This is a genomic window from Providencia sp. PROV033 (genome assembly GCF_028484855.1).
Taxonomy (GTDB): domain Bacteria; phylum Pseudomonadota; class Gammaproteobacteria; order Enterobacterales; family Enterobacteriaceae; genus Providencia; species Providencia alcalifaciens.
This window is the reverse complement of record NZ_JAMPSW010000057.1, coordinates 1-25,050: the sequence shown is the minus strand read 5'-3', so window position 1 is coordinate 25,050 and position 25,050 is coordinate 1. Positions and strand designations below refer to the sequence as shown.

Here is a 25,050-nt window from a genome sequence, read left to right as displayed (position 1 = left end):
AAAATTACAGTCTCTCTCGACTAAATTAAATCAAAAACCCCACCAAGAAGAGCAACCCAATATATTACTTAAGGAATCTGAACAGCCTTCAATTATAGAAAACAGCCCAAAAGAACAATCACTATCGGTAAAGGAAAAGAGTTACATTCTCAATAATCGCTATATTGAGCTTACCTTAGTTGTCATTATTATTTTTTGCTTGTTGTATCTTTTTAAAAGCTATTTTTTTGCTACGCGCACTGAATACCCTGAAGTTGGGCGTATTGACCAATGCAGCATACGCTATATAAATAGCTATCATAAACCCGATATGACCACGATCAATTTTACTGACTTACAAAATCAGCTAACTCGATTAAATATTGATTGTAAAAAACCAGCGACCTTGTTTTATTACAACGTGGGTATCGTCACTAACGATAAAAATCTCTATGATAACTTTTTATTTTTATCTTATTGTCCTACCACCCCAAAAGACAGTGCAACTGTGAGTTGTGAGAATTTCTATGTCAAATAAGAAATCGGTCAGAACCGTTTGGTTACTGATTGTTTCAACTATATTAGTCATTATGAGCGGTTATTTTTATTATAAAAATCATACTCCCATCGTACCAAATTGCCGAGCAACTTTGAAAATTAACATATCAGACGACCGTTCAGATTTAAAAGGTTACTACCTATTAAGTATTATCCCAAATGAGCATGATCCTGATCACCATACTTTTATAATGAATGGAACAATTAGTAGTAATGGAAAAAATTATGCAATCTCTCGTAAGTTTTATATGAAATATGTCTTTCAAGGAGGGCATTTTTTTTCACGCGTTGAAAATATTTTCATTGATCCCAGTGACCAGGCCCAAGATAAAATCAAAATACGTGGAATTCCACAGCAAGACCAAATTTATTTTGTAAAAATAAAACGTTTAAGTGATAAAAATTATATTTTTGAAGAAAATTTCTCCCCTCTTTTTATTTGTACGATTTGACCTATCTCAGTAATTTCCCAATAACATTGCAATAACTACAAAAACAGAGCATCGGATTATGACATTCGATGCTCTGTTTTTTTATAACTTAAAATTTATTTGTTAATTTACCTTAAAGCAAAAGTCATTAAACATTCATCGCCATACGATATTGAAATTAAAACATTAAAAGCAACGTTAAAAACATTAATATTAGAATTAAATATTTTACTTTATTAAAATATCAACACTTTATTTCAAAAAACTCCTCTAATGGATAAACTTGTTTTCGTCGAAATGACTTACACAAAAAGCCTACGGATGGATACATAAGGCAAATTGCATTCAACACTTCAGGGAATGATTTAACGTTTAGTACTTTTAAATACCAAGTACGTTTAAAAATGAAGTCTTCAATCCTAAGTTGAAACATTCACTTGCTTAGGCTTTTTAGGGACTGACAATTACTTATCTTTAAGGATCTATAATATGAAATTGAATAAATTATCTGTTGCTGTTTTATTTGCAGCTTCTACTCTGTCTGCTTCAGTTTTAGCTAGCGGTAACACGGGTGAATTACATTTCAGCGGTCAAGTTATTAACTCTCCATGTAATATCGAATCTGAAAGCACCAAACAAGAAGTTCCTTTTGGTCAACTTTCACGTGCTTCTTTAGAAGCAGGTAATGCAGCAGAAAAAAATATCGCAATCAAATTAAAAGAATGTAACTTCGACGAATTCAGTAAAGATACTGAAGGTAAATGGGTTGCGGTTAAAGACATCAAAATTACTTTTGGTGGTAAAAACTACGTCGGTACAAATAAAGAATTCTTAGGCGTAACGGGTACTGCTACTAACGTTGGTATTCAGATTAAAGACTTTAAATTCGACGAAGCTAAATCTATTCTGAACCAAATTCGTAATAGACAAGGTGAAAACGTTCTGGAATTTACTGCATTAGCAAAACGTGTTGATGCTGCAACGCCAGTAACTGAAGGTGAATTTAACTCTATCGCTGATTTCAAAATCACTTACGAGTAATTTTTATGGGAGGGGAAACCCTCCCAATAAAAAGGTTCATTATGCGAAATTTATCTTTTTTATGGTCAATATTATTATTAACACCTTTTATTTCTAATGCTGAATACACGGTTGATGGTGGTATTCGTGGTGAAACGGTAATGCGTGGATATATTGTTGCCGCTCCCTGCTCAATAGAAACAGACAGCCAATATCAATATATTAATTATGATTTTGTTTCTAAAAAAAATATCAACACAGAAGAAGCTAAAAATAATAACAGGAAGTCATTTAACATTAAATTAAACAACTGTATTAGTGAATACGACAAAGATAATAGAAAAGGAATAAAAATCAAGTTCTTTGCCAATAACGATCTATATAACAATGCAGTTAAACTTTCTGGTCCCACGGATGGCGTCGTTGTTTACATTTATGACACCAACAATAACTTAGTCACTCCGAATAAATCGTATTCTATTTCAAATAGCGCAATTTACTTTGATAGTAAAACGAAAGTCAGCTTTTTGAAATATGAAACAGAAATTGACACCCTTAACAATGAAATTGTACCAGGGAATTACTTTGCCACGATAAAATTCAATGTAAGTTACGACTAATAAATATTCTAAATTATTTTATATGATAAGAACACTATGGCTAAATTTAATATTTTTCACCAGTTAATTATTATATCTTGTTTATCCAGTATTCCTACTGTCGCTTTTTCTGTTGAATTTAATACAGATATGCTCGATACCAAAGATACTCAGAATATTGACTTTAGCCAGTTTTCACAGGCCGGATTTATTATGCCTGGAAATTATCACTTAACGATTAAAGTCAATAACGAACGTTTGGGTAACGCGCGTGATATTACTATTGGTGCGCCTACGTCTTCTGAAGATTCATTATTTAGTGTCATATGTATTCCAGCAGTAATTACAGATCAACTTGGCTTAAAACCTGAAGCGATTCGTTTAGTTAAATATCGTGATAACGATCAGTGTATGGATTTATCTGCTCTTGAAGGTAGTACGCTGAGTGTGGACTTATCGACGTTAACATTGTCAATTCTGATCCCACAAAGTTATTTAGAATATACCGACCCGAGCTGGGTGCCACCTTCTCGCTGGGAAGAAGGTATTAATGGTTTTTTACTCGACTATACCTTAACGGGCTCATTCAGCCGTCGAGATAGCGGAACCAAAGAGTCATATTTATCGGCGAACGGAACCACAGGATTGAACCTTGGCGCGTGGCGTTTACGTGGTGACTACCAAGCAAACTACCGTAAATCCTCTGGTAATTATAACAATGAATATAGCGATGCCATATTCAGCCGTTTATATGCTTATCGTTCATTAGCTAATATTGCCTCGGTTCTGACGTTAGGGGAAAACTATTTCTATTCCGCAATTTTTGATTCTTGGCAGTTTACCGGTTTGTCATTAGAAACCGACGAAAATATGCTACCACCCAAACTGACGGGGTATGCGCCTGAAATTATTGGGATAGCACAAACTAACGCCACGGTCATCGTTAAAAGCCATGATCGTATCGTGTTAGAAACCACAGTTCCTGCGGGACCGTTCCAGATCCAAACGTTGGATAGCTCAATCCGTGGAACCTTGGATGTCACTGTGCGTGAAGAAAATGGCGAAGAACAAAAGTTCAGCGTCACCACGGCAGCGCTCCCCTACTTAACGCGTCCGGGACAAATTCGCTACAAATTTGCAGCGGGTAAACCACGTTACGATGGTCGCCATCTTGAAGGGGATATGACCGCATCAGGCGAGCTGTCATATGGGCTTAACAACATTTGGTCTATCTACGGTGGCTCGATTTTATCGAAAAACTACCAAGCTTTTTCTGCGGGTTTTGGGCGAGACTTATTTACCTTCGGGAGCCTGTCATTTGACGTGACACAATCCCACGCGAAATTACTGGACAACACCCTGACAGGGCGCAGCTATCGCTTAAGTTATTCAAAATCGTTTGATGAAGCGAGGACGGATATCACCTTCGCCGGATATCGATTCTCGGATGAAACCTATCGTTCTTTGCAACAAACATTGGATGAACGTCGCACAGGGACAGAAACCCAAGCCCATAAAGAGAGCTATCAGGTCAATATTAATAAATATTTTGACTCGTTCTCGCTGGGTGGAAACTACCAGTACAACACTTATTGGAATAGCCAAGCCGAAGAGCAATTTGGGGCTTACATTAACACCGCATTCAATATTGTCGCTTTAGGGTTAAAAAATATCAGCCTAACTGCATCAGCGACTCGATCCAAAAGATCTGGATATCAAGATGATGCGATTAATTTGTACGTCACAGTTCCGTTTACGATGGGGAGTAGTTTTAGTTTCTCTGAAGGCTACACAAAAGACCAGAGTGGACGTCGTTCATCAACCCATAATGTGGGATATAGCGGCTACAGCGACCAACGCAGCTATAACCTCAACGTAGGTTATCAAACGGGACAATTTCAGGATTCACAAACCAGTTTCAGCGGTTACTTGAGCCAGAATTTCCCAACGGCGTCACTATCCGCTAATGCCAGCTATGTACCGAACCAATACCACACCATTGGTGGGTCAATTAACGGTGGGATCACGTTGGTTAAAGACGGTATTGCAATGCATCAGGCAGCCTATGGTGGAACTCGCTTAGTCGTTGAAACACCAGGCGCCAGCAACGTGCCATTAAATGGCGGGGTTTATCAAACTAACCGCTTTGGGTTAACGGTCATCCCTAACGTAAGTAGCTATCGAAAAACAACGGCATCGATTAACACCAGTAAATTACCGAATAACATTGAAGCATTGGAAAGTGTCACTGAAGCCACATTAACCCGTGGAGCCATTGGTTATCGCAGTCTTAACGTGATTCAAGGAGAAAAAACCTTTGCCCGTTTAAAACTTACGGACGGCACTTATCCACCTTTCGGTGCCAGCGTCCGTAATAAAAACAACGTTGAGCTCGGTATTGTGGGTGAACAAGGGATCACATGGATTGTTGGTGTCATGCCGAATGACCTACTCGATCTCTACTGGGGAAATAAATTGCAATGCAGCGCCAGAGTAACTGAATTTAAAAATGGTGCGGATAGCTACCCTGTATTAATTTGTCATTAGGAAAAAATTTAAATGAAATCAAATATCTTTAATTTAATTCGCACCAGTGTCTTATTGACGACCATGGGTGCAATGGGCGCCACTTACGCCGCCGTTACGCTTGACCGTACTCGTATTATTTTTGATGGCGACCAACAGTCTATTAACATCACCATCCGCAATGACAATCCAGAGTTGCCTTACTTAGCCCAATCATGGTTAGAAGATGCCGCTGAGAAAAAATTAGAAGCGGGTCCGATTATTGCAACTCCACCCATTCAGCGTATGGAGCCAAAATCCACCAGCTTAGTGCGTTTAAGTGCTGCACCAGATATCAATAAGTTACCTCAAGACAGAGAATCTCTGTTTTATTATAACTTGCGTGAAATTCCACCAAAATCGACAGAAGCTGGTGTTTTACAAATTGCACTGCAAAGCCGTGTAAAGTTGTTCTATCGCCCTGAAGCGATTGTGGCTGATAGTAAAAAAGAGTGGGCAAAACAAATCACATTAACCCCGACAGCCAATGGTTATCAGCTGAATAACCCTACGGGATTTTATCTGACCATTATTGGTATTGGTAATAGCCAAAAGCTGTCAGAGCAAAGTGATTTTGATGCCGTCATGGTGCCACCAAAATCAACCCACAACTTAAAATCCGCGAAGTTTGCAACACCATATCTGACCTATATCAATGACTATGGTGGAAAACCTTCGCTGGCATTTAAGTGCCAAGCATCGCAATGCACAGTAACGGAATAGCGCAAACCAAATAAACAGGAATATCAACATGAAACTATATCACTTTGGGTTATCGCTCATGTTTGCAATACCCGCCTTGGCGGCAACGCCATCGCAAAACGATTCATTGCAAACAACTGGCACTATTTATGTCAATGCACGTTTTGTCATAACGCCATGCCAACCCAAGGTGACAATGACTCGAGCGGTCAATCATATCAATGAACCAGCTTATCAATTTAATGTGAGTTATGCCCACTGTATCACCAGTTCCTATAACCAAGCTTGGTCACCATTCACGTTGAAATTTTCGGGTCAGCAGTATGTTGTTTCAAAACCACCAGCGAATAAGAGCCTGACATTTTTACTCCCCGCCGAAAATTCGGCTCGCCGTTTGGAGATGATTTATGACTAAAACATTCGCGCTCATGGTCAGTTTTAGCACTTTGCTATTGACCAGCTATGGCAGTTTGGCGAATAGCTTATCCGTCTATTTTGAAGGAACTCTCGTGCCTCTTGGTTGCCGCCTGTCCGATGACGATACGAAGAAAAAGGTCTACTTATCTGGCTTACGATTTTCTGAACTTGAAAATCAAGGCCGTTCTGATATTCAACCTTTTCAGTTGGATATCGTCGATTGCTCAACCGCGGCATTAAATAAGACCATCAAAATTACGCTAAATACTCAAGATACGGAAACTCACAATGGCATCACCTATTTAAAAACCACTGGTGAGTCCAATGTGCTATTAGCCTTAACTGATGGAAAAAATGGTCAGCCACTGAAGTTTAATACGCAAATTGATGTCAGCTCGGTGACGGAAACAGGCAAAGGATCCATTAACCCTTTGCTATTCGGAGTCTATGCACAGAAACCATTTAGTGGGCGTCTTAAGACAGGAAGTTTCTCATCTTTGGTCACGTTTAATCTGGACTACCAGTAGGAGAATGATGATGAAAATATCCCATTTTTTAGGCGCTATTTGCCTGCTCGTGAGTCACTTTTCATATGCCGATATTTTAATTACGTTAGAAACCACGTTGGTACGCCCATCTTGTGTCATCACGAATGAAAACGGTGATAAAGAGCTATACGTCAATTTTCAAAATGTCGCTTTAGATCGCTTAACAGAAGAAAAACAATCTTTTGGGATCTTAATTAAACAGTGCGATCTCAGAAAAAATTTACGCGTTTATTTATCTCCGAAAGAAGGCTCTACCCTCACGATAAATAACGAAACAGTATTGAGCACGACCATTCAAGGCTTAGGGATCCGTTTTTCCCAAGCCAACAGAAACACCGCTATCAATCTACTGAAATGGGAACCCATTTTCCCATCCATCAGTGGTGATACCGCCACGTTGACCTTACAGTCACAATTAGTAACGAATCAGTTACCAGAAACCCTTGAAGTGGGTCCATTTAGTGCGGCACTGTCAGTTATGATTGATTATCTTTAAAGCTAGGTAATGACAATGAAAAAAACATCGAAAATTTCATTAATGGCAATGGTTATGTCATTGTTTTTATACAGCCAAGTTTCCCATGGGTTAATCCGCTATTCATCGAGTGGTGGCGGCTATAAAATGAACTTAGTCTCCAATAACTCAGTACTAGCAAGCACCCCAACAATTGGTAGTAATGGCGAGAAATATTACTCAGTAGCACCGCCTAATAAAGAAGGTATTGTGATTAATGAAAGCACTTCACAGCCTTTTGGTACGGTGTACTGTAAAGTTAACTACTTGGAAGGTAACTACCAAAATGGACTTGCATGGAGCTATGCTTTCCACCGTGTATTTGCGTATATGCCAGAAGCTGGTTTTAGTCTTAAAGGTCTAACCGCTTATAAAATAAATTCAAACACCTATTTCACTCTGTACTCTGATAACGGAATTACCCAAGGATGGAAAAATATCTCTGGTCGAGGATGCTCCTCTGAAGAGATGGGCCCATTAGACGCAGGCTTTTTTACTGTTCAATTCCCATTTGAAGTTCGCATTTATGTCAAAGAAATTCCATTAGATGGAAAAGTTGTTATCCCTCAAGCTATGATTGCAGGCTATACCCGTATGTTCCAATATCCAGGTACGCCTGATATGTTCGTTCCAGCAGATAAAGCAAGTGTGAAACTGGATTTAACTCAATCAATAATTAACTACCCATCAAACTGTAAATCCAATATTGATAACTTAAATATCAACCATAACACGATGAATGCAATTGAATTTGACGGTAAACAAACCCGCACTGCAACCTACCAATGTGATCGAGGTCAGGGGATTAAAGTTAAATTCGCCTTAGATTATGTAACAGATAGTGATCCTCAAAAGCGGGTACCGTTAAAATCAGGCAATAACACCATTTATTCCGAGCTATCCCTGTACGATGCAGAGAGCAATCAACGGGGTAAAACCATCGAAACCACCATTGAAAAAGTAAAAAATATTCAAATTGAAAGTCATCTTTACGGATTAGATGCTGAACCAGGTAAATATACCGGTAATGCGTGGTTAATTGCGACTTATTTATAATAACATGTTGTAAAAAATAATATGATTATGCTTTCTCGTTCTATATTCATTAGTATTTTTATTATTTGGAATCTCGCCAGCATAATTTATATTGACAATTTAGGGAGTCTCCGGCAATCGTTGCCACAGAATATTATTAGCTGGTTAGCGATTGTATTAATTATTTCTATCATTGCATTTACTGTATTTTATAGAAAAATAAAAATTTTCATTACGATTCCAGCAATGTGTTTTTGTCTAGGGCTCGTGATATTAAGCATTAATCTTTTTTATGTACAAGAAAATACCAATATCCTATTTTGGTATTGGTCTGGAATTAGTGCTGGTGTAATACTCTACATTGTCGGGCTGCAAATAAGAGAGAAATGGTTAATTCAATCTTTCTGTATTTATTGCTTCATAATTATTAATGTAATTCAGTGTTTTTTTACTATTTACCAGTATATCTTTGAAACCAATATTTTTTATTTTGCAACCGGCATGCGCTCATACGGCTTGACCCAGCAAATCACCGTTTTGTCGGTTAATATGGCAATGAGTTGCATATTATCGTTAATGACCATGGTTTTATCGCAGTTTAAATTAGCATCAATTTTCCAAGAAAAATGCCGCACGATGCTATTAGGCATTGGCATTTTTCTTTTTACCATGATGCTCGTTATCTTACAGTCCGTAACGATAATATTGAGTTTCGCCGTATGTACATTTATCTTTATCTGCTTGTTTTACCAGAAGAATAAACTCAGAGTGAGTGTAAGCTATTTCATCATCGCCATTGCTGTGTTTATCGGTGTTTACTTGATTCAGTTATGTCCAAAATATATTGATAGTGAAATTATTAATCGTTTCCATATTAAACAAATGTTGAGATTTTCCATTTCACTGTTTATCTCACCGCCAACTGAAATGTGGGAAAAACCGTTAATAATGAATGCGAGTTTTGAAACAAATCAAATTCCATTTTTGAGCTCTGATAATTACATTATGCCCCATGTTTTTAATGAAATTTTACGTTGGGTGATGACAGGTGGATATATTAATCTTATTTTCATGTCATTTCTTATTACCGGAGGAATTTATGTTATTTATCAGTCAATCATTAAATATAAAAAAAATGGAAATGGATACTCAATATCGTTGGTATTAGCGCTAACGCCTGTTGTCATCAACAGTAACTTAGAGCACCCTTTTTTACAGTCGATACTGCATTGGGGAATGATTATATTATTTTTATCTTTTTCAGATGCATCATTCCCACTCAAAGAGCAGTCTATTTTTTATATTAATAAGCATCTTTCTTTATTGTTTAGTTTTAGCACTTTTATTATTGGCCTTAGTGTTTTCATCATCGGATTAAGTTTATTTAATGGTCAATCTTTCTTTCACACCAATATTTTCTCATTTGCATAATGAAGAAATAAAAAACAAACGAGGACAGCATATGGCTCTCTATGATAATCATATCTCAAACACTGATATTGGCGCCAAAGTTCGTAAACGCCGGTTATTGCTAGGCTGGAGCGCGAGCATTTTAGGTAAGAAAACAGGCTTAAGCCAACAGCAAATCTCTCGCTATGAGCGTGGCACTCAAAACTTCACGATTTCTCGATTGTGTATCTTCGCCAACGTACTGCAATGTGATTTGAATTATTTTTTGGAGCGTAGAAACCAGTCCATGACAATCAACTTATAATGCCGCTGTATTTATACCAAATACACCCAGCATCTTTTTCAAAGCATAAAAAAATCCCCCAGCAAGTCGCCTTACTGAGGGATTTTCTATTTGTAGCCCGACGCTTAAATTACAGAACGTCTACACAGTTCAGTTCTTTGAATGCTTGCTCTAAACGAACAACCATTGAGTCTTGTGCTTTACGCAGCCACACACGTGGATCGTAGTATTTTTTGTTTGGCTTATCATCGCCTTCTGGGTTACCTAACTGAGATTGCAGGTAGCCTTCTTTCGCTTTGTAATACTGTAAAATACCATCCCATGTTGCCCACTGAGTATCGGTATCGATGTTCATTTTGATAACACCGTAGCTTACTGCTTCTTTGATTTCAGCAGCGCTTGAACCGGAACCACCGTGGAAAACGAAATCTAAGCTGTTGTGTGGCAGGTTAAATTTCTCAGACACGTAGTCTTGGGAGTTACGCAGAATTTTTGGCGTTAATTGTACGTTACCTGGCTTATAAACACCGTGTACGTTACCAAAAGAAGCTGCGATAGTGAAACGTGGGCTGATAGCGTTCAGTTTTTCGTAAGCGTAAGCCACGTCTTCTGGTTGGGTGTACAGCGCTGAGCTGTCCATGCCAGTGTTATCAACACCGTCTTCTTCACCACCAGTACAACCTAATTCGATTTCCAGAGTCATGTCGATTTTCGCCATGCGCTCTAAATATTTAGAACAGATTGCAATGTTTTCTTCCAGAGATTCTTCTGACAGATCAATCATGTGAGAAGAGAACAGTGGTTTGCCAGTTTTCGCGTAGTGTTTTTCACCTGCATCTAACAGACCATCGATCCATGGCAGTAATTTCTTCGCACAGTGGTCAGTATGTAGAATCACTGGCACACCGTAGTGTTCTGCCATTTGGTGTACATGGTGGGCACCTGAAATGGCACCTAAGATAGCGGCTTGTTGCCCTTCAGCTTTCAGGCCTTTACCTGCGATAAATGCAGCACCACCGTTAGAGAACTGAACAATAACCGGAGCGCGTACTTTAGCTGCCGCTTCAAGTACGGCGTTAATTGAATCAGTACCAACACAGTTCACAGCTGGCAATGCAAAGTTATTTTCTTTGGCAACCGCGAAAACTTTCTGTACATCATCACCAGTGATAACACCTGGTTTAACAAAATCAAAAATTTTAGACATGTGAAAAGGTCCTGTGGTGAACAGGCAGCCTACGCTGCCTGTTGTGTATGAACAAATTAATTACGCTTTAGCACGTTCTTCTAGCATTACAACGGCTGGGAGCTTTTTACCTTCAACGAATTCAAGGAAAGCACCGCCACCCGTAGAGATGTATGAAATCTTATCAGCGATACCGAATAAATCGATCGCCGCTAGGGTGTCACCACCACCAGCGATTGAGAAAGCGTCGCTGTCTGCGATAGCACGAGCAACGATTTCTGTTCCCTTACGGAAGTTAGGGAATTCGAATACGCCCACAGGGCCGTTCCAAAGAATGGTTTTCGCATTTTTCAGAATTTCAGCCAGACGTTCTGCGGATTCATCACCTAAGTCCAGAATTTGCTCATCATCTTTGATAGCGTTACTTGCTTTCAGTGTTGCTTCAGCAGTTTCTGAGAACTCGGTAGCCACGCGAACATCAGTTGGCACTGGGATTTGGCAGTTAGCCAGTAATTTTTTCGCTTCTGGGATCAGGTCTGCTTCATATAAAGAGCGTCCCACATTGTTGCCTTCCGCAGCGATGAACGTATTGGCGATGCCACCACCAACAATCAGTTGGTCAGCAATTTTAGACAGGGAATCTAATACAGTCAGTTTAGTCGAAACTTTAGAACCGCCTACGATAGCAACCATTGGGCGTGCTGGATTACCTAGCGCTTTGCCTAATGCATCTAATTCATTGCTTAACAGCGGGCCCGCACACGCAACTGGAGAGAATTTTGCGACACCGTGAGTTGATGCTTGAGCACGATGAGCAGTACCGAACGCATCCATCACATACACATCACACAGTGCAGCATACTGTTTAGACAGTGTTTCGTCGTCTTTCTTTTCGCCTTTGTTAAAACGCACGTTTTCCAGAACAACTAATTCGCCTTCAGCGATATCCACGCCATTCAAGTAGTCTTTAACTAAACGAACTGGGTTATCTAATTTAGCGGCCAGATAGTCAACAACAGGTTGCAGTGAAAACTCTTCGTTGTACTCACCTTCAGTCGGGCGACCTAGGTGGGAAGTAACCATGACTTTAGCACCTTGTTTCAGCGCTAATTCAATTGTTGGTAATGAAGCACGAATACGTGCGTCTGAAGTAACTTTACCATCTTTAACAGGAACGTTTAGGTCCGAACGAATGAAAACGCGTTTACCCGCTAAGTCCAAATCGGTCATCTTAATTACAGACATGGTGAATCCTCTTGTTGATTCTCTATAAAGTTTTCATTAGCGACTGGGCCGGGCAATAAATAACGTATTGGGTTATTGTGCCCTGCTGTCTGTCAGACGCCAATTAGTTTAAACCTGTTGCTGCCATCGCTAGGGTTGTATCTAGCATCCGGTTAGCAAACCCCCATTCGTTATCACACCAAACGAGAGTTTTGATCAAATTTTTACCGCTAACGCGTGTTTGCGTGCCATCAATGATAGCGCTATGTGGATCATGATTAAAATCCATCGAGACTAACGGTAATTCAGTATAGTCTACTATACCACGAAAATGCCCGTGCGCGGCGCTCTGTAGTAGCTTGTTAACTTTATCAACGCAAACACCCGCATCGACAGTCACGCTTAAATCAATGGCAGTGACATTGGTCGTAGGAACACGTACCGAAATCGCTTCGAAACTCCCTTGAAATTTTGGGAAAATTCGAGTGATCCCTGCTGCCAGCTTCGTATCAACGGGAATAATCGATTGGCTAGCGGAACGGGTTCTGCGCAAATCTTTATGGTAGGCATCAATCACAGGCTGATCATTCATGGATGCATGAATGGTAGTGACGGTGCCCGACTCTATACCAAAAGCATCATCTAAAACTTTGATGACAGGAATAATACAGTTGGTCGTACAAGATGCATTGGAAACGATGGTATCGCTTCCTTGTAGGCTGTCATGATTCACACCATACACAATGGTTGCATCAAGATCATCGGTTCCCGGATGCGCAAAGAGCACTTTTTTTGCGCCAGCTTCCAGATGCTTAATGCCATCTTCGCGAGAGCCGTAAACGCCTGTGCAATCTAATACCACATCCACACCTAATTCTTTCCAAGGTAGCTTGCTGATATCCGCTTGATGGAAAAGACGCATATTGTCATCCCCAACTTGTAGCAGATCGCCATTGAGGCGGACATCCCATGCAAAGCGTCCGTGACTTGAATCATACTTCAGCAAATGAGCAATACCTTCCGGTTCAGCTAATTCATTGATCGCCACAACGACAATTTCTGCCCGACGACCTGATTCATATAGTGCTCTAAGGACACTTCGACCAATACGACCGAAGCCGTTTATTGCTACCCTGATTGCCATTCTACACCTTGTATCTGAGCAAAATCACACGGTTGCTAAGGATAACTGACTACCACCAACTCTACTGCTCATTTTAGCTGTCAAACATCAAAAGTGTGCTTCACTCGACATTTTTAAAATTTATTTACATTTTCTCAAACGAAACTGAAACGGTTCAGCTAATCAAGTTTTAGATTAAGGGATATATTTATAGAACGCAATAGAAAAACAAGAAAGGGTGCACAAAAAAACAACGCCCCAATACCAAACTTGATATTGAGGCGTAAATTACATTCATTCACTTTCGGATGTCCGCGTTTAACCGCGGTGCATCTTATGAATTATTTCAGTAGAGATTTCGCTGCATTCACTGCATTTTCAACCGTAATACCGAATTCTTTGAACAACACGTCAGCTGGAGCTGATTCACCGAATGAATGCATACCAATGATAGCGCCATTCAGACCCGTGTATTTGAACCAGTAGTCCGCAATGCCCGCTTCAATCGCAACACGAGCGCTCACGCTTGAAGGCAGAACAGATTCACGGTAAGCCGCGTCTTGTTTGTCGAATGCATCCGTTGATGGCATAGAGACCACACGAACTTTACGTCCTTCTGCAGTCAGTTGATCCGCTGCTTTCACTGCTAACTCAACTTCAGAACCCGTTGCAATAAAGATTAGCTCAGGTGTACCTGCGCAATCTTTCAGGATATAAGCCCCTTTCTCGATATTCGCTAATTGCTCAGCGGTACGAGGTTGCTGTTCCAAGTTTTGACGAGAGAAAATCAGTGCGCTTGGACCATCTTTACGCTCAATCGCATATTTCCAAGCTACCGCAGATTCAACTTGGTCACATGGACGCCATGTGCTCATGTTTGGTGTCACACGTAAACTTGCCAGTTGTTCTACTGGTTGGTGAGTTGGACCATCTTCACCCAGACCGATTGAGTCATGGGTGTAAACGAAGATGCTACGAATTTTCATCAACGCTGCCATACGTACCGCGTTACGTGCATATTCAACGAACATTAAGAATGTTGCGCCATAAGGCACGAAACCGCCATGTAGAGCGATACCGTTCATGATCGCAGACATACCGAATTCACGTACACCGTAATGGATGTAGTTACCCGCTTTGTCTTCGTTCAGTGGTTTAGAACCTGACCACATGGTTAAGTTACTTGGTGCTAAATCCGCAGAACCGCCCAGAAATTCTGGTAATACCTTACCAAACGCTTCTAATGCGTTTTGAGACGCTTTACGGCTTGCAATATTAGCTGGATTTTGTTGCAGATTGTCGATGAATTTTTTCGCTTCAGCATCAAAGTTAGCCGGTAATTCACCCGCCATACGGCGTTCGAATTCTTTCGCTAATTCAGGATACGCTTTCGCGTATGCTGCGAATTTTTCATTCCAAGAATGTTGTTTTTCTTTACCAGCTTCACGTGCATCCCAAGCTTGGTAGATATCCGCTGGGATTTCGAATGGACCGTAGTTCCAGCCCAGCGCTTCACGTGTTGCTGCAATCTCTGCATCACCTAAAGGTGCGCCGTGAACTGCTTCAGTACCGGCTTTGTTTGGTGAACCGAAACCGATAACGGTTTTGCACATAATCAGGGTTGGTTTGTCTGACTGTTTGTGTGCTTCGTTCACTGCCGCATTGATTTGGTCTGCATCGTGACCGTTAATGTCACGAATAACATGCCAGCCGTATGCTTCGAAACGCGCTGCAGTATCATCAGTAAACCAGCCTTCAACTTCACCATCGATAGAGATGCCGTTGTCATCATAGAATGCGACCAGTTTATTTAACTTCAGTGTACCTGCTAATGAACATACTTCGTGGGAAATACCTTCCATCATACAGCCATCACCCATGAACACGTAGGTGTGGTGGTCGACGACATCATGACCTGGACGGTTAAATTGCGCCGCTAAAGTACGTTCAGCAATTGCAAAGCCCACAGCGTTTGCAATACCTTGACCTAAAGGACCCGTGGTAGTTTCAACACCTGGCGTATAACCATATTCTGGGTGACCTGGGGTTTTAGAATGCAATTGACGGAAGTTCTTTAACTCATCAATAGATAAGTCATAACCAGTCAGATGCAGCAAGCTATAAATCAGCATTGAGCCATGACCGTTAGACAGTACAAAGCGGTCACGGTTAGCCCAATGTGGATCTGCTGGGTTATGATTCATATGGTTGCGCCAAAGAACTTCAGCGATATCAGCCATGCCCATTGGTGCGCCAGGGTGCCCTGATTTTGCTTTTTGAACCGCATCCATACTCAGAAAGCGGATAGCATTAGCAAGGGTTTTACGAGTCGTCATTAGTATACTCCAAGTAGGATAGAACGTACTTAAACCAATATTCACAACGCAATAGAGAATCATTGCGGTTTATAGAGTTAGCCTCAATAATTCGAGCCGCAGGTGCATAAGCGCTTATTAAACCTACCCACAACTTGAAGTTTGGCGATGAGACTCTACGAAACTAACGCAATTTCATCCATACAGCAATTATTTGAAACAATCTGACAGCAGACTGCGGATCTTTATCGCAACCGTCAAGCTGAATCCTTTCCATTGCGCAAAATATCCCTTTGGGTTCTTCGTTTTGCGCAATTGCCTGACCTTATTAAACCTGAGTTCACCACTTAGGATCAAGGTGATTTATGCTTCTTGAGTAATTAGCCTCAATATTAGTGATATTTGGCAAATTTTTGACGGGAAAACCCACACAAAACAACAAGGGCGCTAACATTAGCGCCCTCATTTTTATATCACGGCATTTAGAGGATGATTAACGTTCTGTCATTGCCTGTTTCATACGCGTGATTGGCTTAATAAGATAATCAAACACACTTTTTTCGCCTGTTTTAATATCTACTGATGCCACCATACCCGGAATTATTTCCATTTTCTGGTTATTTTTGTCTAACAAATAATTGCTCTCTGTTTCGACAAGAATTCGGTAGAAGGTCTCATCTGGATTGAGCTTTAACTCACTGCGACGTGTATCATTACTTAGCGTGTCTGGGCTGATTAACTTCACCACCCCATTTAAACCACCATAAATAGCGTAATCATAAGCCGTCACTTTAACAACCACAGGCATACCCGGTCTTAAGAATGCAACATCTTGTGGGCGAATGTACGCTTCGACCATGAGTTTGTCATCCAGAGGGATGATTTCAAGAATATCTTGCCCCGTGTTAACCACGCCGCCAATCGTATTGATCTTAATATTTTTTACGATGCCGTGAACGGGGGCGCGGATCTCCGAGCGTGCCACCGGATCTTCACGCATACTCATGCTCTCTTCCGCTTGATCCAACTCCGACTCGACTTTGATTAATTCCGCATTAGCTTCCGCCAGATAGTTATTCATGCGTTCGTTGATTTGGGTTGCCAACTCAACAGATTGTCTTTCCATTCGCAGGATCTCCACATTGGAAACTAATCCTTCTTTCGCCAACGGCTTAGTGATCGCGATTTCTCGATCCAATAGCCCTTTGCTTTGACGTAAACCTGCTATTGCTTGGTCACGCTGAGTCTTTTTCGCGTTGTAGGCATTACGTTCGCGCGCCACTAATTCTTGATCCGCTATCTTTGAAAAATCAGGCTCTTCGTTACGAGATTCCCCTTTCAAACGCGCTGAGATAGCCTCTAAGTTTTGTACTCGAGCTTGGCTTTCACGTAATAACGCCCGACTACGAGCATCATCCAACTTCAGTAAAATTTGCCCTTTTTCAACAATATCCCCTTCTTTAACATACATTTCTTGGATATTACCTGGGTCGATACTCTGAATGACTTGCTCACGGCTACTGGGGATAATGGTTCCCTGCCCGCGAATAATCTCTTCTAAATTACTGTTATACGCCCAGATGATAAAAATCGTCAGCAATAGCGCCAAAAAGATAATAGGCAGAAACAGTAAATTACTACGTTCTTTTTTCATCACGGATGCTAAGTCATGAGAAAAATCGTTAGAAATAGTACGCTGCTGTTTAGACGCTTTACCATAATGATCCATTTTAAATCGCCTCTTCTTCTTTTGTAACGGTATGTCTAACTTGAGAAACAACGCGTACTTGTGGTGCCTGCTGTGGCGCAGGTTTATCGGTAGAAACAGTGTCTACTGGCTGCTCCGACTGTCCTAGCATTTTTAATACTTTCTGCTTAGGACCATCTATTAAGATTTTGCCATCGTCCATCACGATAATTCGGTCAACTAAACGTAAAATAGGTAATTTATGTGTCACGACAATCAGCGTTTTGTCCTGAGTCCACGCCTCCAGTGCATCCAGAACCAATTTCTCAGTATCCACATCAATGCCCGTGGTGGGTTCATCCAACAGCACCACATTTGGGTTATGTAAGGTTAACTGCGCCAGTGCTACCATCTGTTTTTGTCCACCCGATAGCCCTAGTCCATCCTCCCCCAAAGGCATATCTAAACCGGCGGGATGCTGGCGAATAATTTTATCAAGCCGGAAACGCTTAAGTGCACGCACCAAATCGTCATCACTTGAATAGCCATCAAGGCGAGCCAAATCCAAGTTTTCACGTAAGGTTCCAAAGAATAAACGCGGCTTTTGAGCCAGCATGCCAACTTTGCTTCTGAGGAAAATCGGATCAATTTGGCGAATATCGAGGTCATCTAAGCTGATATTTCCTTGCTGTTGCTCATACAGACCAGTCAATAGCTTCAGTAATGTACTTTTCCCGCCACCAATTTTACCGAGGATCGCGACTTTCTCGCCCGCTTTAATCTCTAAATTAATGTTGTTTAATGCTGGCTGCCCATCTTTATTATATTGATAAGTCACATTGGTGAGTCGTAATGCGCCATTAACAGAAGTCGGTGAAATGTATTTTTTGTGATCTTCGCGCTCTACGGGGCGATTAAAGATATTTTTAACGCCCGCTAATGCCATACGCGCTGATTGAAAACGTGTTGCCAGCCCTGCAATTTGCCCCAGTGGCGCTAATGCTCGACCGGATAAGATCACACTGGCGATCAATGCCCCCATCGTAATACGCGAGTTCACATCATTCGCGTGGATCAGGTAAGTTCCCAAGCACACTAAACCGACGGTATTGAGCTGCTGCATCGCCGCACTGAAGTTGACCATAAAGTTGGTCAGGTTACGCACGGCAATGGATGAAAATGCGGTTTTCTCTGTAAGCATTTCCCAACGCTGTTGTGCCCAATTCACGGCATTATTCAGCTTTAAGGTTTCGATCCCTTCAATGGATTCAACTGCTAGACCTTGGCGTTGAGACGTTTCTTTCATTGAGGCGTTGATCCCTTTTGCTAATGGCTTTTGGATCAAAAGACCCGCGATCACCACAACCGGAATAATGGTCAGTGGCACTAACGCTAAGTATCCACCAATGACGCTGATCACACCGATAAACAGCAAAATAAACGGCAGATCGACGAGCGCTAATAAGCTCGCGCTGGTCATGAATTCACGAATGGATTCGAAGTCACGTAAATTGTTGGCATACGATCCTGATGACGCTGGGCGCTTATCAAGGCGGATCCCCATCACGCGATGGAATAGCATGGCGCTGATCACGATATCCGCTTTTTTTCCTGCGATATCTAATAAGTAAGATCGCAGCATTTTGGCGAGAAATTCAAAGCCAATGGCAAGCACAACACCGATGGTCAGTACCCATAAGGTTTCGTAAGCTTGGTTTGGGATCACACGGTCATACACATTCATCACATACAGGGAACTAATTAAGGCTAATAAGTTGATGACAAACGATGCGATGATCACTTGGTAGTAATATTTTTTATAGCGCCAAATCACTTTCCAGAAGCCACTGGTTTCGTATTTATCAATTTCCGAACGGGTTTCTGAACGAATATTACGTTTAATAAACCAGCTATAGCCGCTGTAGTTCACTGCCAGATCTTGCGCGCTTAATGTTTGACGTAAGCCTTCTTCCGTTAAGATCTCGAAATGACGCCCATTTTCCCCATCTTCAATTTTGCTGATCACCACTGATTCATTATTTGCCAATAGCGCCAGAAACGGCGCCGCAATCGTCGGGATCTTATGCAGATCGATTTCAATGATCTGGTTATCAAATTGGTGGGAATTCAACACATTTACTAACGAGGCATAATCGAAAGACTTCGACTCAGTACGCTTGGTTTGTGCTAATAAGATTTCCGGTGAAAGGGTATAACCCAAACGCTGGGTGACTAATGATAGGTTATTAATAATATTCATAATTTATCTTGAAGCCAATTCTTGGTTCATCCATGCAGACATTTTCGCCTGCACGCTGAGGTAATTAAGTGTCGCGTCACGGAAATCGTTTTGTAAGATAACGGCGCTGGTTTGAATGCTTGCAAGCTCGTTATACGCATCGAGCAAATCAATTAAAGTACGGCGGTTGATGGTGAATTGCTTTTCATAGTTACTGATCACCACTTTTTGTTCTGCGATATAGGCTTTTGCTATGTTTCCTTGCTTTTCACTTTGCGCCATATTGATCGCCGCAGATTGACTCATTTCTTTAATTTCACGGAATGTCTTCTTAATACGCTCATTCGCTGCCGATAAGGCATATTCTTTTTGTGCTTGGCTGTAATCGCTGGCTTGGTCGAAAATATTCCAAGAGACCCGTAAAAATACTTCACTGTTATCGGGGGTGGCACTGACTTCTAAATTCAATGCTGGCTTTCTCATCGCACTCGCAACTTTAACGTCTGCATCGAGACTTTGAGCATCCGCTACTTGGGCTTTATAGCTTGGATTATTCTCTAAGTTATCATCTTGGAATCTCGCCAGAATTACACCACTCGTTGTCGACCTGAAGGGATCAACAAATTGGTCTACAGTGAGCTGGCGCTGAGTCAAAATCGATAATTGGCTCAGGGCTAAATTCAGGTTTCTTTCTGTTTCGGCGCGGCTCATTTCCACTTTTAAGGTGCGCGCTTTCACTTGTGTTAGCTCACTCATTCGCCCCGAATCATGTTGGGCGATGGTGGTCAGCTGCTTTGCAATTTGGTGATGACGAACGAGGTTTTCATCAATAACATCAAGGGTTTCTTTGTGGCGCAAAACCTGTAAATAAAGCTGACTAATGCGCACACTGATATCTTCTTGAGAAAGAATATATTGGTTTTCGTAGTAACTTTGCTTGGACTGTTCGCGGTCGACACCCGCTTCAATCCCCCCCCCCAAGAATAAATATTCATGGTCGCTTTGGTACCGAGGTGAAACCCCGATTCCATCGCGTTACTTTCATATTTGTGTTGCTGCGCAAGAGGCTGAGTTCCCATTAAACTGACAACAGGATAATGCCCAGCTTCCGCTGCACTAACGTTGCTCTGCGCCGCTTGATAATTGGCATAAGCCTCTTGAACTTCTGGGGCACTATCGAGTGAATCTTTTAATAGATTTTTTAATTCAACTACATCTGCCACAGCAGAAAGAGAAAGCATCTTCACAAAAACTAACGCTAAGATGCCATTAATCATAGATTTCATAAATTTGGCGCAAAGTAATAAAACAGGGGTTGGCGACGTAAAATATTGAGGGCTACTGATGAGCAACCCTCAATAAATAGTCTTAAATAATGGCGTTTTGAGTTTCTTGTAATGCATCTAATGATGAATGCATGAAACCAATAGAGTGGCTGGATGTTGCATTGACATCATGATCCCCCCCAGATAACTCCATTGCACTTTCTGGTGAGAACAATTTCAGTGCCGTTAAATCAGCATCATTTAAACCTGTATGACCAGATTCTTTTAACTTACTGATATCCACTGAAATTGATGATTTACCATTGGTTCCATCGTTATCCGTTAGTGTCAGTGTGAAGGTCTCTTTTTCCATTCCAACTGGACGTGTTGTCCCGGGACGGTAGGTTAATTGACCAAAGTTTTTATCACCTAACGAGATAGAGAGTAAGCCGCCTGCTTCAGTTTTAATGGCGACTTCACCGCCACCGAAATCTGCCCAAATACTCTTATCTTTACCATCAGAGGTAATAGAATTAGTTTTTGGATCATATTTGTAGGTATTACCATCCACTTCAATACTGATTGATTTCATGCCATCGGCACCAAAGCTTAAGGTTTTTTCATCCCGACTATTTTTGGAGAAACTACTTTCAATCGTGTTTTCGCTAGGAACATATTTTTCTAATATGTTTGATAACGAACTCATATCTTTCAAGACGATAACATCACTACCATCATTATCTTTGCCTTTTTGACCATCAAAAGCGATAGGCTTAATAAACTCTTCGCCCGTTTTACCATTGGAGCTATTGAGCATATCCTGACCAATACCAATCGCAACTGAACGAATTCCTTTTTCAGTTAAGAAAGCTTTCCAGCTATCTTCACCAATATCAGAATTAGGGCTACCGGGAATAAAACCATTTGGCGATGTTGGTGCAATGCCATTGCCCACCAAAGGATCTTGACTACCTTCTTGGTTACCAAAGTTTGGAATACCATCAGTGATTACAAACAATGTGTTATCCAATTTCCCACTGATATTCTTAGCATCCAGCGGCTCCATTCCACTGCTGGATGGTTTTTGGAAAATACTAATAATTTGTTGCAAAGCAGCATCATAGTTCGTATCTACCCCAATAACTTGATGGTCAGGGCGTAACTCTTGATAACCACGCAATCCTTCAACAATTTTTCTCGCATCCGCGATTGAACACCAATAAGGTTGATCCATTGGATACCCTTTAATGGCGCCAATTGCTGACGCTTGTTTCGCAAAGCCATTCATACTCACGCGAACTTCTCCCGCATCAGCACTATTTAACCTTTCTTCATAGCTATTAAGTACACTTTCAATTGAGTCTAATGCTGCGTCATATCGCGTTTTCATGCCTGAATGAGTATTGCCACCTTGAATCCCACTATCATCCCTTCCCATACTGCTGGATAAGTCTAATGAGATAATTAAGTTGGCGTAAAAAGTGTTGTCTGCTGGCGGCTCTACTGATAATTCAACATCCGCGGCACTTGGCTTATCATCATGCACCACGATTTCTGTTTTCACTTCATCTGTGCCATTGTTAACACCAAACTCAATATTCAGAGAATCTTTACCCGCTGGGTGGTCAACAAGACCTTTTAGGTTAACTTCATAGTTAACTTTTGTGTTGCCATCTGCTGTTGGGGTATCAGTGACTTTGACAGAAATAACCTCTTTCCCATCTGGCGTTTTACCCACAAAACCGTTATCCGAAGGCTCCCATTTAATGGGTTCACCACCAGAAGTTAACTTGGTTGTCGGCTCGATGATCTTAATATCGCTTGGTGTTGTTGGTTTATCCGTTGGGTTAGATAGCTCGATAACGCCATTTACAGTCACAGACGATTTATCACCAGCCGTGCCATCTGTTCTTAACCCTTTTTCATAAACTTCTGTCGGCGTAGTCTGTGTTGGCACAATATCAATTGTGATGGTAGCGGTATTCGAGATACTGCCATCTTTATCTTTCACGGTATACGTAATGGTATCTTGACCTGTTGCACCTGGTTTTGGTGTATAAATCAATTTACCATCCACATCGAACGTAGCAGTACCTTTGCTTCCGTTCTTTTCAATATGCAGAGTCGATTTATCCAATTCCCCATCAGGATCTTTATCGTTAGCCAAAACATCAATTGTTGTCGGTACGCCTTGCTTAGTTTTACCATAATCGTCACCTGCAACAGGCGGCTCATTGATCGCAATGGTCACAGTAGCTTCATTGGATACGTTGCCATTCTTGTCTTTGACTTGGTAAGTAATGGTATCTGTACCTTTAGCTCCCGCATTCGGTGTATACACCAGTTTACCATCGACAATATCTACTTTGCCTTGCGCTGGCTGGTCCACGATAGTCAGTGTGGTTGGATCAAGATCTTTATCTAAATCAGTATCATTTGCTAATACGTCAATAGTCACTGAAGTGGCTTGATTTGTTCTTGCTGTGTCATCATTCGCCACCGGAGCGGCGTCGATTTCGATGGTCACCGTCGCTTCGTTGGATACGTTGCCGTTCTTGTCTTTCACTTGATACGTGATGGTGTCGGTGCCCACTTCCCCTGCCTTCGGGGTGTACACCAGCTTGCCATTCACAAATTCCGCGGTGCCTTTGTTACCGTTGGTGATAATAGTCAGCGTGCTTGGGTCGATATCGCCGTCTAAGTCGCTATCGTTGTCTAACACGTCAATCGTGACGGGCACCGATTCTTTGGTCGCAGCCGCATCATCATTCGCCACCGGAGCGGCGTCGATTTCGATGGTCACCGTCGCTTCGTTGGATACGTTGCCGTTCTTGTCTTTGACTTGACACGTAATGGTGTCGGTGCCCACTTCGCCCGCTTTCGGGGTGTACACCAGCTTGCCGTTCACAAACTTCGCAAAACCTTTAGCACCATTAGTTTTAATTTCTAGAGAACTATGGTCAACGTCTCCGTCTTTATCAGAATAGTTGTTTTCCATATCGATAGTGACAGGCTTGGATTCTTTGGTTGCCGCAGAATCATCCTTCGCCTCTGGTGCAGCATCAATTTTTACCGTAATAGTGGCTACGTTAGACTCATGACCTGCACGATCTTTTACTACATAAGTAATGGTATCAATACCATACTCGCCTTTGTTTGGCGTATAGACTATTTTTCCATCTTTACCGATTGTCACCGTTCCTTTGGAACCCTCTTTGACAATACGAATAGAATTAGGATTTAAGTCACCATCAACATCACTATCATTGGCGGCAACATGGATAGAAATGGGGGTATTATGCTTAGTATGCGCAGAATCATCACCCGCAATAGGTGCATGATCAACCACTTTGGAGTGACCACCGCCACCACCACCGCCGCCAATTGCAATAGCAGGAATTCCAATGAGAGGAACCAACGCTGCTAACCACCATGGATTAAATGCCCACATTGGCGGTAGTGCATCGCCGCCGATAGCTTGCCCTGTAGCCTGGCCATCAGCCAGTTGGCTTATTGCATCTGCCTTTACGGCGCTTTCAGGAACATATGGGAAATATTGACCATTTTCATATTGGCCGATAATTAGGTTTGCATCACCTTCGTGGTAGCCAATGGCCCGTTTTCAGCAAAGTAATTTTCAATAATTAAATCAGGGCTTTCTACGTCACCACCTTCAAATGCAATGACAAGATTTTTATCTACGCGCTTAACCGCGATATTTTCTGGCGCGAATTGTGTACTTTCATCAATTAATAAATAATTTACATTTTTTTGTGCATTAATATGCAGTGGTTGTTTTAATTTACCTGCGCCGTTTTCTCCACCAGTGACAGAATATTGCTCAATCGTCTCTTTGCTATTATTAACTTTAATTGATATTTTTTTAATAGACATAGTTATCCATTGCCTCGTATCAGACAATTATTTATTGAATTAAATTTAGTTTAAGC

At 41.3% G+C, this 25,050-nt stretch carries 21 protein-coding genes and 2 pseudogenes; 12 read left to right on the top strand and 11 right to left on the bottom strand.

Going from position 1 to position 25,050, the window contains the following annotated elements; all coding sequences use genetic code 11:
• The 10 genes and pseudogenes from PSF16_RS11180 to PSF16_RS11135 form a co-directional block, all read left to right on the top strand.
• Window positions 1-517 (top strand): annotated as a pseudogene (locus PSF16_RS11180) (winged helix-turn-helix domain-containing protein); the annotation flags it as partial.
• A complete protein-coding gene (locus tag PSF16_RS11175; protein ID WP_036967241.1) occupies window positions 507-989 on the top strand; it encodes a FidL-like protein in 483 nt (160 codons plus the stop codon). The pseudogene PSF16_RS11180 and the gene PSF16_RS11175, both read left to right, overlap by 11 nt.
• 468 nt (window positions 990-1,457) lie before the next feature.
• On the top strand, window positions 1,458-2,009 hold the full coding sequence (locus PSF16_RS11170; protein ID WP_006657258.1) for a fimbrial protein: 552 nt from the start codon (window positions 1,458-1,460) through the stop codon (window positions 2,007-2,009).
• A 41-nt stretch (window positions 2,010-2,050) separates the two neighbouring features.
• Entirely contained in the window at window positions 2,051-2,608 is a 558-nt protein-coding gene (locus PSF16_RS11165) for a fimbrial protein (protein WP_006662725.1), read from the top strand.
• 36 nt (window positions 2,609-2,644) lie between these two features.
• Window positions 2,645-5,134 carry a fimbria/pilus outer membrane usher protein gene (locus PSF16_RS11160; protein ID WP_006657256.1) on the top strand — a complete coding sequence of 830 codons (2,490 nt, stop codon included), beginning with the start codon at window positions 2,645-2,647 and terminating at the stop codon, window positions 5,132-5,134.
• A gap of 12 nt (window positions 5,135-5,146) precedes the next feature.
• Complete coding sequence (locus PSF16_RS11155; RefSeq protein ID WP_006662727.1) at window positions 5,147-5,875, top strand: fimbria/pilus periplasmic chaperone; 729 nt, start codon at window positions 5,147-5,149, stop codon at window positions 5,873-5,875.
• A 28-nt stretch (window positions 5,876-5,903) separates the two neighbouring features.
• Window positions 5,904-6,269 (top strand): hypothetical protein, encoded by a 366-nt coding sequence (locus tag PSF16_RS11150; protein ID WP_006657254.1) that lies wholly within the window; start codon window positions 5,904-5,906, stop codon window positions 6,267-6,269.
• A complete protein-coding gene (locus PSF16_RS11145) occupies window positions 6,262-6,798 on the top strand; it encodes a fimbrial protein (protein WP_006657253.1) in 537 nt (178 codons plus the stop codon). The genes PSF16_RS11150 and PSF16_RS11145 overlap by 8 nt, the downstream gene beginning before the upstream one ends.
• Before the next feature lie 7 nt (window positions 6,799-6,805).
• Window positions 6,806-7,315: a fimbrial protein gene (locus PSF16_RS11140; RefSeq protein ID WP_224061280.1), complete on the top strand. Its 510-nt coding sequence runs from the start codon at window positions 6,806-6,808 to the stop codon at window positions 7,313-7,315.
• A gap of 15 nt (window positions 7,316-7,330) precedes the next feature.
• Window positions 7,331-8,389, top strand: a complete 1,059-nt coding sequence (locus tag PSF16_RS11135; RefSeq protein ID WP_272689263.1) for an adhesin — start codon at window positions 7,331-7,333, stop codon at window positions 8,387-8,389.
• A 464-nt stretch (window positions 8,390-8,853) separates the two neighbouring features.
• Here the strand turns inward: PSF16_RS11135 and PSF16_RS11130 are convergent, their stop codons facing one another.
• Window positions 8,854-9,039, bottom strand: coding sequence for a hypothetical protein (locus PSF16_RS11130; protein WP_224120569.1), 186 nt, complete (start codon window positions 9,037-9,039; stop codon window positions 8,854-8,856).
• A 97-nt stretch (window positions 9,040-9,136) separates the two neighbouring features.
• Between PSF16_RS11130 and PSF16_RS11125 the strand changes: the two genes are divergently transcribed.
• Both PSF16_RS11125 and PSF16_RS11120 read left to right on the top strand, forming a co-directional pair.
• Window positions 9,137-9,799 carry a hypothetical protein gene (locus PSF16_RS11125; protein WP_272689262.1) on the top strand — a complete coding sequence of 221 codons (663 nt, stop codon included), beginning with the start codon at window positions 9,137-9,139 and terminating at the stop codon, window positions 9,797-9,799.
• Window positions 9,800-9,830: 31 nt separating this feature from the next.
• Window positions 9,831-10,082 (top strand): helix-turn-helix domain-containing protein, encoded by a 252-nt coding sequence (locus PSF16_RS11120; RefSeq protein WP_006657249.1) that lies wholly within the window; start codon window positions 9,831-9,833, stop codon window positions 10,080-10,082.
• Between the two features lie 109 nt (window positions 10,083-10,191).
• Here PSF16_RS11120 and fbaA read toward each other — a convergent pair whose 3' ends face one another.
• The 10 genes and pseudogenes from fbaA to PSF16_RS11075 form a co-directional block, all read right to left on the bottom strand.
• Window positions 10,192-11,268, bottom strand: a complete 1,077-nt coding sequence (fbaA, locus tag PSF16_RS11115) for a class II fructose-bisphosphate aldolase (protein ID WP_006657248.1) — start codon at window positions 11,266-11,268, stop codon at window positions 10,192-10,194.
• Between the two features lie 60 nt (window positions 11,269-11,328).
• Complete coding sequence (gene pgk / locus PSF16_RS11110; RefSeq protein WP_036961911.1) at window positions 11,329-12,492, bottom strand: phosphoglycerate kinase; 1,164 nt, start codon at window positions 12,490-12,492, stop codon at window positions 11,329-11,331.
• A 103-nt stretch (window positions 12,493-12,595) separates the two neighbouring features.
• Window positions 12,596-13,615 (bottom strand): erythrose-4-phosphate dehydrogenase, encoded by a 1,020-nt coding sequence (epd, locus tag PSF16_RS11105; protein ID WP_272689261.1) that lies wholly within the window; start codon window positions 13,613-13,615, stop codon window positions 12,596-12,598.
• Window positions 13,616-13,935: 320 nt separating this feature from the next.
• On the bottom strand, window positions 13,936-15,930 hold the full coding sequence (tkt, locus tag PSF16_RS11100) for a transketolase (protein ID WP_006657245.1): 1,995 nt from the start codon (window positions 15,928-15,930) through the stop codon (window positions 13,936-13,938).
• 472 nt (window positions 15,931-16,402) lie between these two features.
• The gene (locus PSF16_RS11095) at window positions 16,403-17,638 is read right to left on the bottom strand and encodes an HlyD family efflux transporter periplasmic adaptor subunit (protein WP_036961907.1); all 1,236 of its coding nucleotides are present in this window, start codon (window positions 17,636-17,638) and stop codon (window positions 16,403-16,405) included.
• A gap of 1 nt (window position 17,639) precedes the next feature.
• Window positions 17,640-19,856, bottom strand: a complete 2,217-nt coding sequence (locus tag PSF16_RS11090) for a type I secretion system permease/ATPase (protein ID WP_272689260.1) — start codon at window positions 19,854-19,856, stop codon at window positions 17,640-17,642.
• A 3-nt stretch (window positions 19,857-19,859) separates the two neighbouring features.
• On the bottom strand, window positions 19,860-20,816 hold the full coding sequence (locus PSF16_RS11085) for a TolC family protein (protein WP_272689259.1): 957 nt from the start codon (window positions 20,814-20,816) through the stop codon (window positions 19,860-19,862).
• A gap of 68 nt (window positions 20,817-20,884) precedes the next feature.
• Window positions 20,885-21,076 (bottom strand): annotated as a pseudogene (locus PSF16_RS17420) (TolC family protein); the annotation flags it as partial.
• A 127-nt stretch (window positions 21,077-21,203) separates the two neighbouring features.
• The gene (locus PSF16_RS11080; RefSeq protein ID WP_272689258.1) at window positions 21,204-24,551 is read right to left on the bottom strand and encodes an Ig-like domain-containing protein; all 3,348 of its coding nucleotides are present in this window, start codon (window positions 24,549-24,551) and stop codon (window positions 21,204-21,206) included.
• A 131-nt stretch (window positions 24,552-24,682) separates the two neighbouring features.
• Window positions 24,683-24,994, bottom strand: a complete 312-nt coding sequence (locus PSF16_RS11075; protein WP_272689257.1) for a hypothetical protein — start codon at window positions 24,992-24,994, stop codon at window positions 24,683-24,685.
• Window positions 24,995-25,050: the final 56 nt, after the last annotated feature.

Bases quoted from the DNA above. Each gene is read 5' to 3' on its own strand.
- PSF16_RS11175 (WP_036967241.1), top strand. From the start codon at position 507: ATGTCAAATAAGAAATCGGTCAGAACCGTTTGGTTACTGATTGTTTCA.
- PSF16_RS11170 (WP_006657258.1), top strand. From the start codon at position 1,458: ATGAAATTGAATAAATTATCTGTTGCTGTTTTATTTGCAGCTTCTACT.
- PSF16_RS11165 (WP_006662725.1), top strand. From the start codon at position 2,051: ATGCGAAATTTATCTTTTTTATGGTCAATATTATTATTAACACCTTTT.
- PSF16_RS11160 (WP_006657256.1), top strand. From the start codon at position 2,645: ATGGCTAAATTTAATATTTTTCACCAGTTAATTATTATATCTTGTTTA.
- PSF16_RS11155 (WP_006662727.1), top strand. From the start codon at position 5,147: ATGAAATCAAATATCTTTAATTTAATTCGCACCAGTGTCTTATTGACG.
- PSF16_RS11150 (WP_006657254.1), top strand. From the start codon at position 5,904: ATGAAACTATATCACTTTGGGTTATCGCTCATGTTTGCAATACCCGCC.
- PSF16_RS11145 (WP_006657253.1), top strand. From the start codon at position 6,262: ATGACTAAAACATTCGCGCTCATGGTCAGTTTTAGCACTTTGCTATTG.
- PSF16_RS11140 (WP_224061280.1), top strand. From the start codon at position 6,806: ATGATGAAAATATCCCATTTTTTAGGCGCTATTTGCCTGCTCGTGAGT.
- PSF16_RS11135 (WP_272689263.1), top strand. From the start codon at position 7,331: ATGAAAAAAACATCGAAAATTTCATTAATGGCAATGGTTATGTCATTG.
- PSF16_RS11130 (WP_224120569.1), bottom strand. From the start codon at position 9,039: ATGGTAAAAAGAAAAATGCCAATGCCTAATAGCATCGTGCGGCATTTT.
- PSF16_RS11120 (WP_006657249.1), top strand. From the start codon at position 9,831: ATGGCTCTCTATGATAATCATATCTCAAACACTGATATTGGCGCCAAA.
- fbaA (WP_006657248.1), bottom strand. From the start codon at position 11,268: ATGTCTAAAATTTTTGATTTTGTTAAACCAGGTGTTATCACTGGTGAT.
- pgk (WP_036961911.1), bottom strand. From the start codon at position 12,492: ATGTCTGTAATTAAGATGACCGATTTGGACTTAGCGGGTAAACGCGTT.
- epd (WP_272689261.1), bottom strand. From the start codon at position 13,615: ATGGCAATCAGGGTAGCAATAAACGGCTTCGGTCGTATTGGTCGAAGT.
- tkt (WP_006657245.1), bottom strand. From the start codon at position 15,930: ATGACGACTCGTAAAACCCTTGCTAATGCTATCCGCTTTCTGAGTATG.
- PSF16_RS11095 (WP_036961907.1), bottom strand. From the start codon at position 17,638: ATGGATCATTATGGTAAAGCGTCTAAACAGCAGCGTACTATTTCTAAC.
- PSF16_RS11090 (WP_272689260.1), bottom strand. From the start codon at position 19,856: ATGAATATTATTAATAACCTATCATTAGTCACCCAGCGTTTGGGTTAT.
- PSF16_RS11080 (WP_272689258.1), bottom strand. From the start codon at position 24,551: ATGTGGGCATTTAATCCATGGTGGTTAGCAGCGTTGGTTCCTCTCATT.
- PSF16_RS11075 (WP_272689257.1), bottom strand. From the start codon at position 24,994: ATGTCTATTAAAAAAATATCAATTAAAGTTAATAATAGCAAAGAGACG.